Below are 13113 nucleotides of genomic sequence, written 5' to 3'. Positions count from 1 at the left end.
AGTTGTATTTTTGATGAAATTTTGTTCAATTGACCGATATAGTAGTTCATGGATAAATATTCCTTCTTAAATGCTGCGCATACTTCCTTTTTCGCAGAATTATATGACAAGTATTTAACAGACCCGGATAGTGTAGAGCCTAGTTGGCGCGCATTTTTTCAGGGATATGATTTTGGTTTGGAAACATCTTTGGACGAATTGGATATTCCTTCTCAGGCAAATGGGCAAAATATTGCCGTTCCAGAATCGGTTCAAAAGGAATTTCAAGTTGTTAAGTTAATAAATGGCTATAGAAGTAGAGGGCATTTATTTACCCGGACCAATCCGGTAAGGGAAAGACGTAAGTATGTTCCAAGCTTGGAAATTGAAAACTTTGGCCTGTCCCAAGAAGATATGGGAACCGTTTTTAATGCAGGGGAAATTATTGGGATTGGCCCCAACACATTGAGCAATATTATAGATCATCTTAATCAGGTGTATTGTGATTCCATTGGAGTGGAATATATGTATATCAGAAAACCGGAAATTGTTAATTGGTGGCAACAGCGATTACATAAGAACAACAACCATCCTGAGTATTCCGCAGATTCTAAAAAGTACATACTTTCTAAACTTAATCAAGCAGTAACTTTTGAAAGCTTTTTGCAGACCAAGTACGTTGGTCAAAAACGATTTTCTTTAGAGGGTGGGGAGTCCTTAATTCCTGCTATTAGTGTGGCATTGTTTAATTCTGTAATAGACTATGATGTAAAGGAATGTGTTCTGGGAATGGCGCATAGAGGAAGGTTGAGTACTTTGGTGAATATTTTCAGAAAACCATTGCACGAGCTTTTTAGTGAGTTTGAAGGAAAGGATTTTGAAGAGGAAAATATTGATGGGGATGTAAAGTATCATCTTGGTTTTACACTCGATAAAACATATCAAAATGGTCGTGCCATTAAAATGAATTTGGTGCCGAATCCATCACATTTGGAAACAGTTGCGCCGGTTGTTGAGGGAATTACCAGAGCGAAAATTGATAATGATTACAATGGCGATGATTCACAGATTTTGCCAATTGTTGTTCATGGTGATGCTGCAATTGCTGGGCAGGGAATTGCCTATGAGGTTGTTCAGATGAGCCGATTGAACGGGTATAAAACAGGAGGAACCATTCACATTGTTGTAAATAATCAAATAGGGTTTACTACCAATTATTTGGATGCACGTTCCAGTACGTATTGTACTGATGTTGGAAAAGTAACATTATCACCAGTCTTACATGTAAATGCAGATGATGTGGAGGCCGTTGTTCATGCTATTGAAATGGCCGTGGATTACAGAATGCGATTTAAAAGGGATATTTTCATTGATTTATTGGGTTATAGAAAGTATGGTCATAATGAAGGGGATGAGCCTAGGTTTACCCAACCAAAATTATATAAAGCCATAGCTAAACATCCAAATCCCCTAAAAATTTATACAGATAAATTAATTGCTGAGGGTGCTATTGATGAAGCGTATTCTAAAAAAATAGTTGAGGATTTTAAGGCGGTTTTGGAAAGGGAATATGCAAAATCCAAAAAATCTGATTCTTCACGAGTACGTGAGTTTATGCAGGAGCGATGGACGGATTTTGAGCGCCAGGGTTTGGAAGGCATGCTGCTAGCTGTTGATAGTTCTTATCCAAAAGAGCACTTAAAAAATATAGCGAAAGTTATATCCACTGTGCCAGAAGGAGTGAAATTTGTTCGCAAGGCGGAACGAATTTTGGATGGACGAGCCAAAATGGTTTTTGAAACCGATATTTTAGATTGGGGCATGGCAGAAACATTGGCCTATGGAAGTTTGTTGGAAGAAGGCTTTAATGTTAGAATTTCTGGGCAAGATGTGGAACGTGGGACATTTAGCCATCGCCATGCTATTTTGAGAGATGAAATTTCCGAGGAGCGTATCAATCTTTTAAATATGAATCCTGCCAATAAAGGGGAAATGTATATTTATAATTCTTTATTGTCAGAATATGGTGTTCTGGGTTTTGATTATGGTTATGCAATGGCGAACCCCAATACATTAACAATTTGGGAAGCCCAATTTGGAGATTTTAGTAACGGAGCCCAAATTATTTTTGACCAATATCTTTCCGCTGCAGAGGATAAATGGAAAATGCAGAATGGAATTGTTGTTCTTTTGCCACATGGATATGAGGGACAGGGTTCAGAACATTCATCTGCACGTATAGAGCGGTATTTGCAATTGTGCGGAAGAGACAATATGATTGTTGCAGACTGTACCACGCCTGCCAATATGTTTCATTTGTTGAGAAGACAAATGAAACGAAATTTTAGAAAACCCTTGATTGTTTTTACACCAAAAAGTTTATTAAGGCATGCCAAGGCTGTTTCATCTTTAAAAGATTTGGCAACCGGTAAGTTTGAAGAGGTTATAGATGATAACATTGCACCTAAAGAAGTTAAAAAACTGGTTTTCTGTACAGGAAAGTTCTATTATGATTTGTTGGAAGAAAGGGAGGATTTGGAAAGAAATGATGTTGCTCTTGTGAGAATAGAACAGTTATTTCCTTTGCATTACGATAAGTTGCAAGAAGTCATCAACAAGTACCCAAATGTGGAAAAATATGTTTGGGCCCAAGAAGAGCCTAAAAATATGGGGGCTTGGAGTTTTATGCTTCAACGTTTTGAATTGGTGAAGTTGGAAGTTGCGGCAAGAGAATATGCATCGGTTCCTGCGCCAGGTTCCAGTGCAAGGGACAAAAAGAGACAAAGAGCAGTAATCAATAATGTTTTTGATACTGTTTAAATAAATTAGTTATTATAAAAATCTAAAGAATGATTTTAGAAATGAAGGTTCCCTCTCCGGGAGAATCAATTACGGAAGTAGAGATAGCAACTTGGTTGGTAGAAGATGGGGATTATGTAGAGAAGGACCAGGCCATTGCCGAGGTTGACTCAGACAAAGCAACTTTGGAGCTTCCAGCAGAAGAAAGTGGAGTAATTACTTTAAAAGCTGAAGAAGGAGATGCAGTTGCTGTAGGGGCTGTTGTGTGCCTAATTGATACAAGTGCAGAAAAGCCGGAAGGGGCAACCGCACCTAAAGAGGAGAAGAAAGAAGAAGTAAAACCGGAAGTTCCAAAACCTGTTGAAGCCAAATCTCAAACATATGCCACTGGCACTGCTTCTCCCGCCGCTAAAAAAATATTGGCAGAGAAAGGAATGGATTCTTCAACTATTGTTGGAACAGGAAGGGATGGTCGTGTAACCAAGGATGACGCTGTAAAAGCAGTGCCTTCTATGGGGTCACTTACTGGTAGTGCACGAGGTGAGACCCGTTCCAAACTTTCCATGTTACGTAGGAAAGTGGCAGAACGTCTGGTATCGGTTAAAAATGAAACGGCTATGTTGACCACTTTTAACGAAGTGGATATGTCGCCCATTTTTGAATTGAGAAAACAGTATAAAGAAAAATTCAAAGAAAAGCATGGGGTAAGTTTAGGGTTTATGTCGTTTTTCACCAAAGCTGTTGTAAGGGCTTTGGGAATATACCCATCAGTAAATTCCATGATAGATGGAAAGGAAATGATAACCTTTGATTTTTCTGATATTAGTATAGCTGTATCTGGCCCTAAAGGATTAATGGTGCCTGTTATTAGAAATGCTGAGGATTTATCTTTTAGAGGTGTGGAAGCTGAAGTAAAGCGCTTGGCAATACGAGCTAGAGAAGGAGAAATTACCGTGGATGAAATGACAGGGGGAACTTTTACGATCACTAATGGTGGTGTGTTTGGATCTATGTTGTCAACCCCAATTATTAACCCTCCGCAAAGTGCTATTTTAGGGATGCACAACATAGTAGAAAGACCTATCGTACGAAATGGGGAAATTGTAATTGCACCCATTATGTATGTAGCACTTTCCTATGACCATAGAATTATTGACGGAAAAGAATCTGTAGGATTTTTAGTGGCTGTAAAAGAGGCCTTGGAAAATCCAATAGAACTATTAATGGATAATGAAGTTAAAAAGGCCTTGGAACTTTAAGGCTTAAAAAGACAAATTATAAAAAGCTCTAGGTTTTCCTAGGGCTTTTTTGTTTTAGATATACATGACATTTGCCATAATCAATAATGGCCTTTCCTTTTTTTAGAACATCGGCACCTATAATACCGTCAACTGGTAATGCATTGTGGGTTGTAAGTGCAGTATTTACATGAACCAAATCAAAAAGAACAATTTTTAATTTCTTCTTGTTCCATTTGCCAATTTCAATAAGATTTTTGGTAGATATTTGTGTTTCCATATCTGTTGCCCCAGCTCCGGCAGCTTTTACTTTTGATTCCTTGGAGCTTAAATTGAAGAATTTTAGCTTATCTAATCCCACACAGGTGTTGGACGCTCCTGTGTCCAAAATGAACCTCCCAGTTACGCCATTTATTTTTGCTTCTATTTCAAAATGATTGGTGGCGGTTAGTGTCAAAGGAATTCTAATGTAGTTTTTCTTTTTTAAAAACTTTTTGAGGATGGGCATGTATCTTTTTTATCAAAGATAAACCTATTTTTGCGCTATGATGATTACGGATACACATACGCACCTTTATAGTGAAGCTTTTGATGAAGATAGGGATGCTGTAATACAAAACGCGATTGATATAGGGGTAGAACGTTTTTTTATTCCAGCAATAGATTCAACATATACAACTGCCATGCTTCAATTGGAAAAAGCATTTCCAAAGAATGTGTTTTTAATGGTGGGGCTTCACCCAACCCATGTTAAAGAAAATTATAAAGAGGAGCTTGCGCATGTAGAAGAAATGTTACAGTCCAGAAAGTTTTTTGCTATAGGAGAAATAGGTATCGATTTGTATTGGGACAAAACTTTTTTGAAACAACAACGAGAAGCTTTTAAGTTCCAAATTAATCTAGCCAAAAAGTATAAACTACCAATTGTTATACATTGTCGAGAAGCGTTCGATGAGATTTTTGAAGTGTTGGAAGAAGAAAAAGGAACAGACTTATTTGGAATTTTTCATTGCTTTACTGGAACCTTGGAGCAAGCTCAAAAAGCTATTTCCTATAATATGAAATTGGGTATTGGCGGAGTGGTTACTTTTAAGAATGGTAAAATAGACACTTTTTTAAATCAAATCCATTTAAAGCATATTGTTATGGAAACAGACTCTCCATATTTGGCGCCAGTGCCTTATAGAGGAAAAAGAAATGAAAGTGGATATATTACAAACGTATTGGAAAAGCTTTCCGTTATCTATGAAAAATCAATTGAAGAAATTGCACATGTAACTACGAAAAACTCAAAAGAGGTATTTGGTATATAATTAAGGTATTATGAAAAAACCAATGAATATTCTTCTTGTATATACCGGTGGTACCATTGGTATGGTAAAAGAATACGAAACAGGGGTTTTAAAAGCTTTTGATTTTAGTAAACTTCTTAAAAGGATTCCTGAACTAAATCAATTGGCCTGTAATATTGATAGTGTTTCTTTTGATAACCCTATTGATTCCTCCAATATGAATACAACCCATTGGGTAACTCTTGCAACAATTATAGAAGAAAATTATACAAACTACGATGGTTTTGTTGTGCTGCATGGTAGCGATACAATGAGCTATACGGCTTCGGCATTGAGCTATATGTTGGAGAATTTGGATAAACCAGTAGTTTTTACAGGGTCGCAGTTACCAATAGGTGATTTAAGAACGGATGCTAAAGAGAATTTAATAACCAGTATACAAATAGCTTCATTGAGGGAAAATGGAAAAGCCGTTATACGAGAAGTAGGTCTTTATTTTGAGTATAAATTGTATCGTGCCAATAGGACGACCAAAATAAACGCTGAACATTTTGAGGCATTTGCATCTTTAAATTATCCGGCCTTAATAGAGTCTGGAGTGCATCTAAAAGTGAATCGAGAATTCTTATGGCAGCCAAAGAGAAATAAAAAACTTGTTGTTCATAAGGTATTGGATAATAATGTGGCAATTTTAAAACTTTTTCCGGGGCTTAATAATGATGTATTACAAAGTATTTTGAATATCCCCAATCTAAAGGCCTTGATTTTGGAAACATATGGAGCTGGAAATGCTCCAACAGAGGAATGGTTGGTTTCAGAATTAAAAAAATCGATACAAAGAGGACTTCACATTATAAATGTTACACAATGCTCTGGTGGGAGTGTTATTTTGGGGCAGTATGAAACCAGTATTGAACTAAGAAATATGCAAATAGTTAATGGCAAGGATATTACGACAGAGGCTGCTATTACAAAGCTCATGTACCTATTGGGAACAAATATTTCTGCTAACTCCTTTAAAACCATATTTGAAACATCTCTCCGTGGAGAAATGCGCTAAAATTAACTCCTCAAATTTCTTTAACTAATTTTTTTTTTGTTTATTGGGCGACCATTACGGTATAATTAGAGAGGTGGCCGAGTGGTCGAAGGCGCACGCCTGGAAAGTGTGTATACACCAAAAGTGTATCGAGGGTTCGAATCCCTTCCTCTCTGCTAGTAAGTTTTAATTTTTTAATTGCGATTTTTTTTTATCTTTAACCCTATTAACTAACTAAATTTAAGTTTGAAAAAATGAAAAAATTATTCCCAAGCCTAGCTGTTGCTGGGGCGTTTGTAGCAGGTACAAATATGGTAAGTGCGAAAGTTGCTGCGGTAAGCTTGTTCGTTCAAGATGCACCAGAAGCTGAAAAAGGTTTTACACAAATTCTTAAGGAACAGTTTATACAGGGGGGTGCCGGGTTCATGGGTATCGTTCTTTTGTGTTTAATACTTGGTTTGGCCGTAGCTATTGAAAGAATTATATATTTAAATTTAGCAAGTACCAATACTTCTAAATTAAAGCAGCAAGTTGAAGATGCATTGGCCTCTGGCGGTGTAGAAGCTGCAAAAGAAGTATGTAGAAATACAAAAGGACCAGTTGCTTCTATCTTTTATCAGGGATTGGACAGAGCTGGCGAGAGTGTTGAATCTGCTGAAAAAGCTGTTGTTGCCTATGGAGGTGTTCAAATGGGACAGTTGGAGAAAAATGTTTCTTGGTTGTCTTTATTTATCGCCATTGCACCAATGCTTGGTTTCATGGGTACTGTAATTGGTATGATTCAGGCCTTCCAAAAAATTGCTGCTGTGGGTAACTTAAGTGCATCACTTATTGCAGGTGATATCCAGGTTGCATTATTGACAACGGTATTTGGTTTGATTACGGCCATCATACTTCAAATCTTCTATAACTACATCATTGCAAAAATTGACAGTATTGTTAATGATATGGAAGATTCATCAATCTCTTTGATTGATATGTTGGTGGATCACAAAAAATAAGTCGGACTTAAAATACATAGTATTATGCATAAATTTTTAAAAATAGGATTAGTGGTGCTCAGCTTAATTGGGGTTGTGCTCTGGTTTATGCTTCCATCTAGGGAATTGTCGGAGGCAAATCCAACAGAGGCAATCAATAGTGGGGCCATGAATTTTATGTTCATATTAACATATTTATTGTTAGCCATAGCTGTTATTGCTAGCTTGTTTTTTGCCTTTAAGGGATTGTTTTCAACACCTGGAAGTCTTAAAAAAGCGCTTTATATCATTGGTGGTCTATTGTTGATAGTGGGAATTTCTTATGGTTTGGCAAGCGGAACAGATGTTGCGGATGAATACATGTCCATGACCACGGAAAGTACAGTAAAGAAAATTGGAATGGGACTGAATGTTTTCTTTATTTTGACTATTATAGCTGTATTGGCAATGATAGTACCAGGAATCAAAAGAATGTTCAGTAAATAAAAAAACCTATAAATTATGGCAAGAAGAGCAGGAGCACCAGAGGTAAATGCGGGTTCTATGGCAGATATAGCGTTTCTTTTACTTATCTTTTTCTTAGTGACAACCACTATTGCAACAGATGCTGGATTAGATCGTATGTTGCCTCCAATGGAGCCGCCAGAAAATCCTCCAATTATTAGACAGAAAAACATTTTTACTGTTAATATCAATAAAAATGGACAGCTTTTGGTAGAAGAGGAGTTGACGGACCTTAAAGATTTAAGGGAAAAGGCTATTGCCTTTTTGGACAATGGAGGAGCACCATCCGGAAGTGAGGAGTATTGTAATTACTGTAAGGGAAAAAGGGATGCAGAGTCTTCGGATAACCCATCAAAGGCTATTATCTCATTAAAGAATGATCGTGAAACTAGGTACGGCACATATATCACGGTACAGAATGAGTTGGTAGCTGCATATAATGAATTACGTAATAGGGAAGCGCAACGTTTATATGGGATGGATTATACCGCTATGGAGGCTTTGTATTTGAATCCAGAAACGGAATCGTCCGTTAAGGATGAATTGAAGGACAAAGTAACAAATATACAAGGTTTGTTCCCTCAGAAATTATCTGAAGCAGAGACATCCACAAATTAAGTTTAAAGAGTTAAAACAAAAAAATATGTCAAAATTTGCAAAGAAAAAGGATGGAGATATACCAGCGGTATCTACTGCTTCCTTACCAGATATTGTATTTATGCTTCTGTTTTTCTTTATGACGGTTACTGTGATGAAAGATAGTGACATTATGGTGGAAAATACTTTGCCTAATGCTACTGAAATCAAAAAGCTGGAGAAGAAGGATCGTGTAATCTATCTTTATGTTGGTAAGCCTACAACTGAGTATCAAAAACAATATGGTACGGAATCTAAGATTCAGTTGAATGATAAGTTTGCCAATGTAAATGAAGTAGGAGATTATATTTTGGCAGAAAGAGCCAAAAAACCCCAAGAGCTTCAAAACGTTTTGACCACAGCCCTAAAGGTAGATAAAGAAGCTAACATGGGTATTATATCAGATATTAAACAAGAACTTCGTAAAGTAAATGCGTTAAAAGTAAACTATACCACTTATGAAGGTGATGCTTTTAACAATTTGAAATAGACAAAGTATAAAGTTTTTAAAACAGTAAAAGCTCCAAATTTATATTTGGGGCTTTTTTTTGTAAAAAAAGTTTTTAGATTACCTTTATTCTATGCACAGAATAGCTTTTATATTTCTTTTATGTATAGCACCCTTTGCTTGGTCCCAGTCAAATTTTGAGGACTCTAAATACTTAGAAGATCAGTTTTATCTGGGAATTACTTATAATTTTTTGTTGGATAAACCAGAAGGAGCAAGTCAAAGAAGTTTTTCTTATGGTTTGCAAGGTGGTTTTATTAAGGATATTCCATTAAATACGGAAAGAAATGTAGGTTTTGGAATTGGATTGGGATATGCAGTAAACTCATATTATACTAATATACAGGCAGAAGAGGTTGATAATGAAATAGAATATAGGGTATTGTTAAGTGAGGATAATGTTGATTTTAAACGGAATAAAATAGAGACTCATTTAATAGAGGCACCAATAGAGTTTAGATGGCGCACCTCTAATGCAACGGATTATAAATTTTGGAGGATTTATACTGGGATTAAGTTTGGATACGTAATAGGGGCTAGATCCAAGTTTATCTCCGACTCTACTAAACTATCTTTTTCTAATTCTGACGTTAGACAATTTAATTATGGACTAACCTTTAATTTTGGATACAATACTTTTAATTTTCAGGCCTATTATGCATTGAATACTTTATTTGATGAGAAGGTGAATCTTATTGATGGGCAGTCCCTGGATGTTAAACCCTTGCGTATAGGCATTATTTTTTATATTCTATAGCAAATATTCTTCAGTTTTTTAACATTTTTTTGGCATAACTATTGATATATGTTTGTTGAGTGCTTTTTGGATAAAGTGCGGATTACAATTGACATATACCAACTTCCATTCTTTTTTTAATAAACCATAAATACTTAAAATTATGAGTAAAAGAACGGGAATGCCAACAGTTAATGCAGGTTCAATGGCGGATATTGCATTTTTATTACTAATTTTTTTCTTGGTAACAACGGTTATCGAAGTTGATGAAGGATTAGACAGAATGCTGCCAAGGATTAATAAGGATACAGCAATTATGGATAGATTAAAGAAAAATGTTCTTTCAATTTTTCTTGATAGCCAAGGAAAATTGTTGGTTGATGATGTTTTAATAGAGCCAGATGTACTTCAACAGACAGCCATCAATTTTATTGACAATGGAGGCGCCTTGACATCAGATAAGGATTTTTGTGGCTATTGTTTGGGAAAGCGAAGTTCAAAATCTTCTGATAACCCTAAAAAAGCTGTTATATCTATAACCAGTAATAGGGAAACTAGCTATGGAGCATATATATCTATTCAAAATGAAGTGATAGCTGCGTATAATTATTTGAGAAACAGAGAATCAATGCGATTGTTCAATATGAGTCTTAAAGATATGGAAAGCCTTTATCAAAAACCGAATATCTCTTTTCTTGTTAAGTTGGAATTAAGGGAGAAGATTAATAAAATCCAGCTATTATATCCTTTGAATATAGTTGATGCAGAAGTTATAACTGAAAAAAATAATTAAAAATCATCCTGCCATGTCAAAATTTAATACAAGAAATAACAATGATTTGCCTGAAGTTTCTACTGCATCTTTACCTGATATTGTTTTTATGCTCTTATTCTTTTTTATGACTGTTACAGTTATGAAGGACAATACATTAAAAATAGAAAATAACTTGCCGAATGCTTCAGAAACTAAGAAGTTGGAGAAGAAAGATAGAATTATCTATTTATATATTGGTAAGCCCACCAAGGAATTTCAAAAAATATGGGGATCAGAACCAAGAATACAAGCAAACGATAAGTTTATTAAGGTTTCTGAAGTTGGAGATTACATTTTAAGTACAAAAGCCAAAATGCCAGAGAATATAAGAAATGTTATGACAACAGCCCTTAAAATAGACAAAAACGCCAATGTGGGTTTGATTTCTGATGTTAAACAGGAGTTGAGAAAAGTGAATGCACTGAAAATTAATTATACTACCTATCAAGGGGATGCTTTTGCAAACATTGAATGAAGTATGAGAGGCGTGTTACAACCAAAATTTAATGGTAAGTAATTGGGAAATCAACCCAAGAAAGAAACCAACCAAAATCTCTGGTTTGGTATGTGCATTTAAATATATTCTTGAGGTGGCAACCAATCCAGTTATTAGGGTGATGATAGCTATGGCTATAGTCACATTAATTTCAAAATGAATACTCAAGCTAATTACGTACATTAATATACTTGCCATACCCATTAAGTGCATACTGCTTCTAAACTTAAAAAAAAGCAACAGCAAAGAAGCAAAAGTTGCAGATAACAGACCTAAGAAAAAATTATAGAGTTCAGGAATGTAGTTATTGGGTATTACTTTTATCAAAATTAAAAGAAGCAAGGAAATACTTATATAAAAGGCATATTTACGTTCCCTAATTTCTGGCATAAAGACCGTCGATACCAGTCCTACATTTCTTAAAATAAAAAAAGAGATAATTGGAATTATAACGGTAAGAATAAAAATGGGAAGAATATTTCCACTTTGTAATTCTAATGGGCTGTATTTTGGGGTAAGAGTAAAATAGATGAGTGTGCCGGCAATAGGAATAAAGAGGGGGTGAAAAATGTACGATATGAGTTTTAGAAAAACCCGCATTATATTTTCTTTCTTAATCTAGCAACGGGAATTCCCAATTGCTCCCTATATTTGGCAACTGTTCTCCTGGCAATTGGATATCCTTTTTCCTTTAAAATGGCTGCTAGCTTATCGTCCGTCAGTGGTTTTTTCTTCACTTCTTCACCAATAACGGTTTCCAATATTTTTTTTATTTCTTTTGTAGAGACATCTTCTCCTTGTTCATTTTTCATGGACTCTGAAAAATATTCTTTTATCAACTTTGTACCATAAGGCGTGTCAACATATTTACTATTGGCGACTCTGGATACTGTAGACACGTCCATGTGAATAGTGTCTGCAATATCTTTTAGTATCATTGGGCGTAATTTTCGTTCATCTCCTGTTAGAAAATATTCTCTTTGATACTGCATAATTGCATTCATAGTAATAAAAAGAGTCTGCTGTCTTTGTCTAATTGCGTCAATGAACCACTTGGCGGCATCCAATTTTTGTTTTATGAACATTACTGTATCCTTTTGGGACTTGGATTTTTCTTTTGAGTTTTTATATCCCTCCAACATGTTGTTATACTCTCTTGAAACATGAAGTTCTGGAGCATTTCTACCGTTTAGGGTCAGCTCCAGCTCACCCTCAACTATTTTTATTGAAAAATCAGGAACAATGTGTTCAATAATTCTATTGTTCCCCGCATAGGAGCCTCCTGGTTTGGGATTTAATTTTTCAATTTCAGAGATGGCATCTTTAAGCTCATCTTCAGTTATACTGTGCTTTTGAATGAGCTTTTTATAGTGTTTCTTTGTAAACTGCTCAAAGGATTTTTCCAAAATGAGGATTGCCAATTCAATACTTGGCGTGACTTCCTTTCTTTTTAATTGAATAATTAGACACTCTTCCAAACTGGTAGCGCCCACACCTGGTGGGTCCAGTTCTTGTACTACTTTTAAAACTTTTTTAATTGTGCTTTCCTCTGCAATAATATTTTGTGTAAAAGCCAAATCATCCAAAATATCTGAAATGGGACGACGTATATATCCGCTTTCATCTACACTTCCTACTAAAAACTCAGCGATGGACCATTCCTGATCGTTTAGGTATACAGTGTTTAATTGATTTAAAAGAAATTGGTTGAAAGAAGTACCCGCAGCATAGGGAATACTTTTTTCGTCATCATCGGGACTATAGTTATTGGATTGGGTTCTATAGTCGGGAGTTTCATCATCACTTAGATAATCATCAATATTGATATCTTCTGCATTAATACTCTCATTGTCTGTCTCGGCGTCATAGGAGTCCTCAAAATCATCTTCAGTTGTGTCACTAGATTCCTTGCCTGTTTCCAATGCAGGGTTTTCTTCCAACTCTTGCTTTAAACGTTGCTCAAATGCCTGAGTTGGCAATTGAATTAACTTCATCAACTGAATCTGTTGAGGAGATAATTTTTGCGATAGTTTAAACTGTAAGTGTTGTTTAAGCATATGGGGTTATTCTTTACTTGTTATAAAGTTAAAGA

Annotated in this window: 14 protein-coding genes and 1 tRNA gene; 12 read left to right on the top strand and 3 right to left on the bottom strand. The window is 35.6% G+C overall.

Features of this window, described 5'->3' with window-relative positions:
* Positions 1 to 48 precede the first annotated feature (48 nt).
* Positions 49 to 2799 (top strand): 2-oxoglutarate dehydrogenase E1 component, encoded by a 2751-nt coding sequence (locus GGR42_RS07325; RefSeq protein WP_167962372.1) that lies wholly within the window; start codon positions 49 to 51, stop codon positions 2797 to 2799.
* Between the two features lie 29 nt (positions 2800 to 2828).
* Positions 2829 to 4037, top strand: coding sequence for a 2-oxoglutarate dehydrogenase complex dihydrolipoyllysine-residue succinyltransferase (gene odhB / locus GGR42_RS07320; protein ID WP_167962370.1), 1209 nt, complete (start codon positions 2829 to 2831; stop codon positions 4035 to 4037).
* A 28-nt stretch (positions 4038 to 4065) separates the two neighbouring features.
* On the opposite strand, the gene GGR42_RS07315 is transcribed toward odhB, so the two are convergent.
* Positions 4066 to 4524 (bottom strand): retropepsin-like aspartic protease family protein, encoded by a 459-nt coding sequence (locus tag GGR42_RS07315; RefSeq protein WP_167962368.1) that lies wholly within the window; start codon positions 4522 to 4524, stop codon positions 4066 to 4068.
* Positions 4525 to 4561: 37 nt separating this feature from the next.
* On the opposite strand from GGR42_RS07315, the gene GGR42_RS07310 reads away from it, so the two are divergent.
* The 10 genes from GGR42_RS07310 to GGR42_RS07265 all read left to right on the top strand — a co-directional run bounded on the left by GGR42_RS07310 (position 4562) and on the right by GGR42_RS07265 (position 11000).
* A complete protein-coding gene (locus GGR42_RS07310; protein WP_167962366.1) occupies positions 4562 to 5329 on the top strand; it encodes a TatD family hydrolase in 768 nt (255 codons plus the stop codon).
* A 10-nt stretch (positions 5330 to 5339) separates the two neighbouring features.
* A complete protein-coding gene (locus GGR42_RS07305) occupies positions 5340 to 6368 on the top strand; it encodes an asparaginase (RefSeq protein WP_167962364.1) in 1029 nt (342 codons plus the stop codon).
* 67 nt (positions 6369 to 6435) lie between these two features.
* Positions 6436 to 6523 (top strand) — tRNA-Ser (locus GGR42_RS07300).
* 78 nt (positions 6524 to 6601) lie between these two features.
* Positions 6602 to 7348: a MotA/TolQ/ExbB proton channel family protein gene (locus tag GGR42_RS07295; protein WP_167962362.1), complete on the top strand. Its 747-nt coding sequence runs from the start codon at positions 6602 to 6604 to the stop codon at positions 7346 to 7348.
* Positions 7349 to 7372: 24 nt separating this feature from the next.
* A complete protein-coding gene (locus GGR42_RS07290) occupies positions 7373 to 7813 on the top strand; it encodes a hypothetical protein (RefSeq protein WP_167962360.1) in 441 nt (146 codons plus the stop codon).
* A 15-nt stretch (positions 7814 to 7828) separates the two neighbouring features.
* A complete protein-coding gene (locus GGR42_RS07285) occupies positions 7829 to 8449 on the top strand; it encodes an ExbD/TolR family protein (RefSeq protein WP_167962358.1) in 621 nt (206 codons plus the stop codon).
* Between the two features lie 25 nt (positions 8450 to 8474).
* Positions 8475 to 8957 carry an ExbD/TolR family protein gene (locus GGR42_RS07280; protein ID WP_167962356.1) on the top strand — a complete coding sequence of 161 codons (483 nt, stop codon included), beginning with the start codon at positions 8475 to 8477 and terminating at the stop codon, positions 8955 to 8957.
* 91 nt (positions 8958 to 9048) lie between these two features.
* Positions 9049 to 9732 (top strand): porin family protein, encoded by a 684-nt coding sequence (locus GGR42_RS07275; protein ID WP_167962354.1) that lies wholly within the window; start codon positions 9049 to 9051, stop codon positions 9730 to 9732.
* A gap of 142 nt (positions 9733 to 9874) precedes the next feature.
* Positions 9875 to 10504, top strand: coding sequence for an ExbD/TolR family protein (locus tag GGR42_RS07270; protein WP_167962352.1), 630 nt, complete (start codon positions 9875 to 9877; stop codon positions 10502 to 10504).
* Positions 10505 to 10517: 13 nt separating this feature from the next.
* Positions 10518 to 11000 carry an ExbD/TolR family protein gene (locus GGR42_RS07265; RefSeq protein WP_167962350.1) on the top strand — a complete coding sequence of 161 codons (483 nt, stop codon included), beginning with the start codon at positions 10518 to 10520 and terminating at the stop codon, positions 10998 to 11000.
* A gap of 15 nt (positions 11001 to 11015) precedes the next feature.
* Here GGR42_RS07265 and GGR42_RS07260 read toward each other — a convergent pair whose 3' ends face one another.
* Both GGR42_RS07260 and rpoN read right to left on the bottom strand, forming a co-directional pair.
* Positions 11016 to 11621: a phosphatase PAP2 family protein gene (locus GGR42_RS07260; RefSeq protein WP_167962348.1), complete on the bottom strand. Its 606-nt coding sequence runs from the start codon at positions 11619 to 11621 to the stop codon at positions 11016 to 11018.
* Positions 11621 to 13078 carry an RNA polymerase factor sigma-54 gene (rpoN, locus tag GGR42_RS07255; protein ID WP_167962346.1) on the bottom strand — a complete coding sequence of 486 codons (1458 nt, stop codon included), beginning with the start codon at positions 13076 to 13078 and terminating at the stop codon, positions 11621 to 11623. Before rpoN ends, GGR42_RS07260 begins: the two co-directional genes overlap by 1 nt.
* Positions 13079 to 13113: the final 35 nt, after the last annotated feature.

The sequence above is a fragment of the Saonia flava genome, assembly GCF_011927795.1.
Lineage (GTDB): Bacteria > Bacteroidota > Bacteroidia > Flavobacteriales > Flavobacteriaceae > Saonia > Saonia flava.
Note: the sequence above shows the minus strand (reverse complement) of the source record. Positions and strands in the feature narration are given on the sequence as shown.

Coding starts and splice junctions, on each gene's coding strand:
- GGR42_RS07325 (WP_167962372.1), top strand. CDS start 49: ATGGATAAATATTCCTTCTTAAATGCTGCGCATACTTCCTTTTTCGCA.
- odhB (WP_167962370.1), top strand. CDS start 2,829: ATGATTTTAGAAATGAAGGTTCCCTCTCCGGGAGAATCAATTACGGAA.
- GGR42_RS07315 (WP_167962368.1), bottom strand. CDS start 4,524: ATGCCCATCCTCAAAAAGTTTTTAAAAAAGAAAAACTACATTAGAATT.
- GGR42_RS07310 (WP_167962366.1), top strand. CDS start 4,562: ATGATGATTACGGATACACATACGCACCTTTATAGTGAAGCTTTTGAT.
- GGR42_RS07305 (WP_167962364.1), top strand. CDS start 5,340: ATGAAAAAACCAATGAATATTCTTCTTGTATATACCGGTGGTACCATT.
- GGR42_RS07295 (WP_167962362.1), top strand. CDS start 6,602: ATGAAAAAATTATTCCCAAGCCTAGCTGTTGCTGGGGCGTTTGTAGCA.
- GGR42_RS07290 (WP_167962360.1), top strand. CDS start 7,373: ATGCATAAATTTTTAAAAATAGGATTAGTGGTGCTCAGCTTAATTGGG.
- GGR42_RS07285 (WP_167962358.1), top strand. CDS start 7,829: ATGGCAAGAAGAGCAGGAGCACCAGAGGTAAATGCGGGTTCTATGGCA.
- GGR42_RS07280 (WP_167962356.1), top strand. CDS start 8,475: ATGTCAAAATTTGCAAAGAAAAAGGATGGAGATATACCAGCGGTATCT.
- GGR42_RS07275 (WP_167962354.1), top strand. CDS start 9,049: ATGCACAGAATAGCTTTTATATTTCTTTTATGTATAGCACCCTTTGCT.
- GGR42_RS07270 (WP_167962352.1), top strand. CDS start 9,875: ATGAGTAAAAGAACGGGAATGCCAACAGTTAATGCAGGTTCAATGGCG.
- GGR42_RS07265 (WP_167962350.1), top strand. CDS start 10,518: ATGTCAAAATTTAATACAAGAAATAACAATGATTTGCCTGAAGTTTCT.
- GGR42_RS07260 (WP_167962348.1), bottom strand. CDS start 11,621: ATGCGGGTTTTTCTAAAACTCATATCGTACATTTTTCACCCCCTCTTT.
- rpoN (WP_167962346.1), bottom strand. CDS start 13,078: ATGCTTAAACAACACTTACAGTTTAAACTATCGCAAAAATTATCTCCT.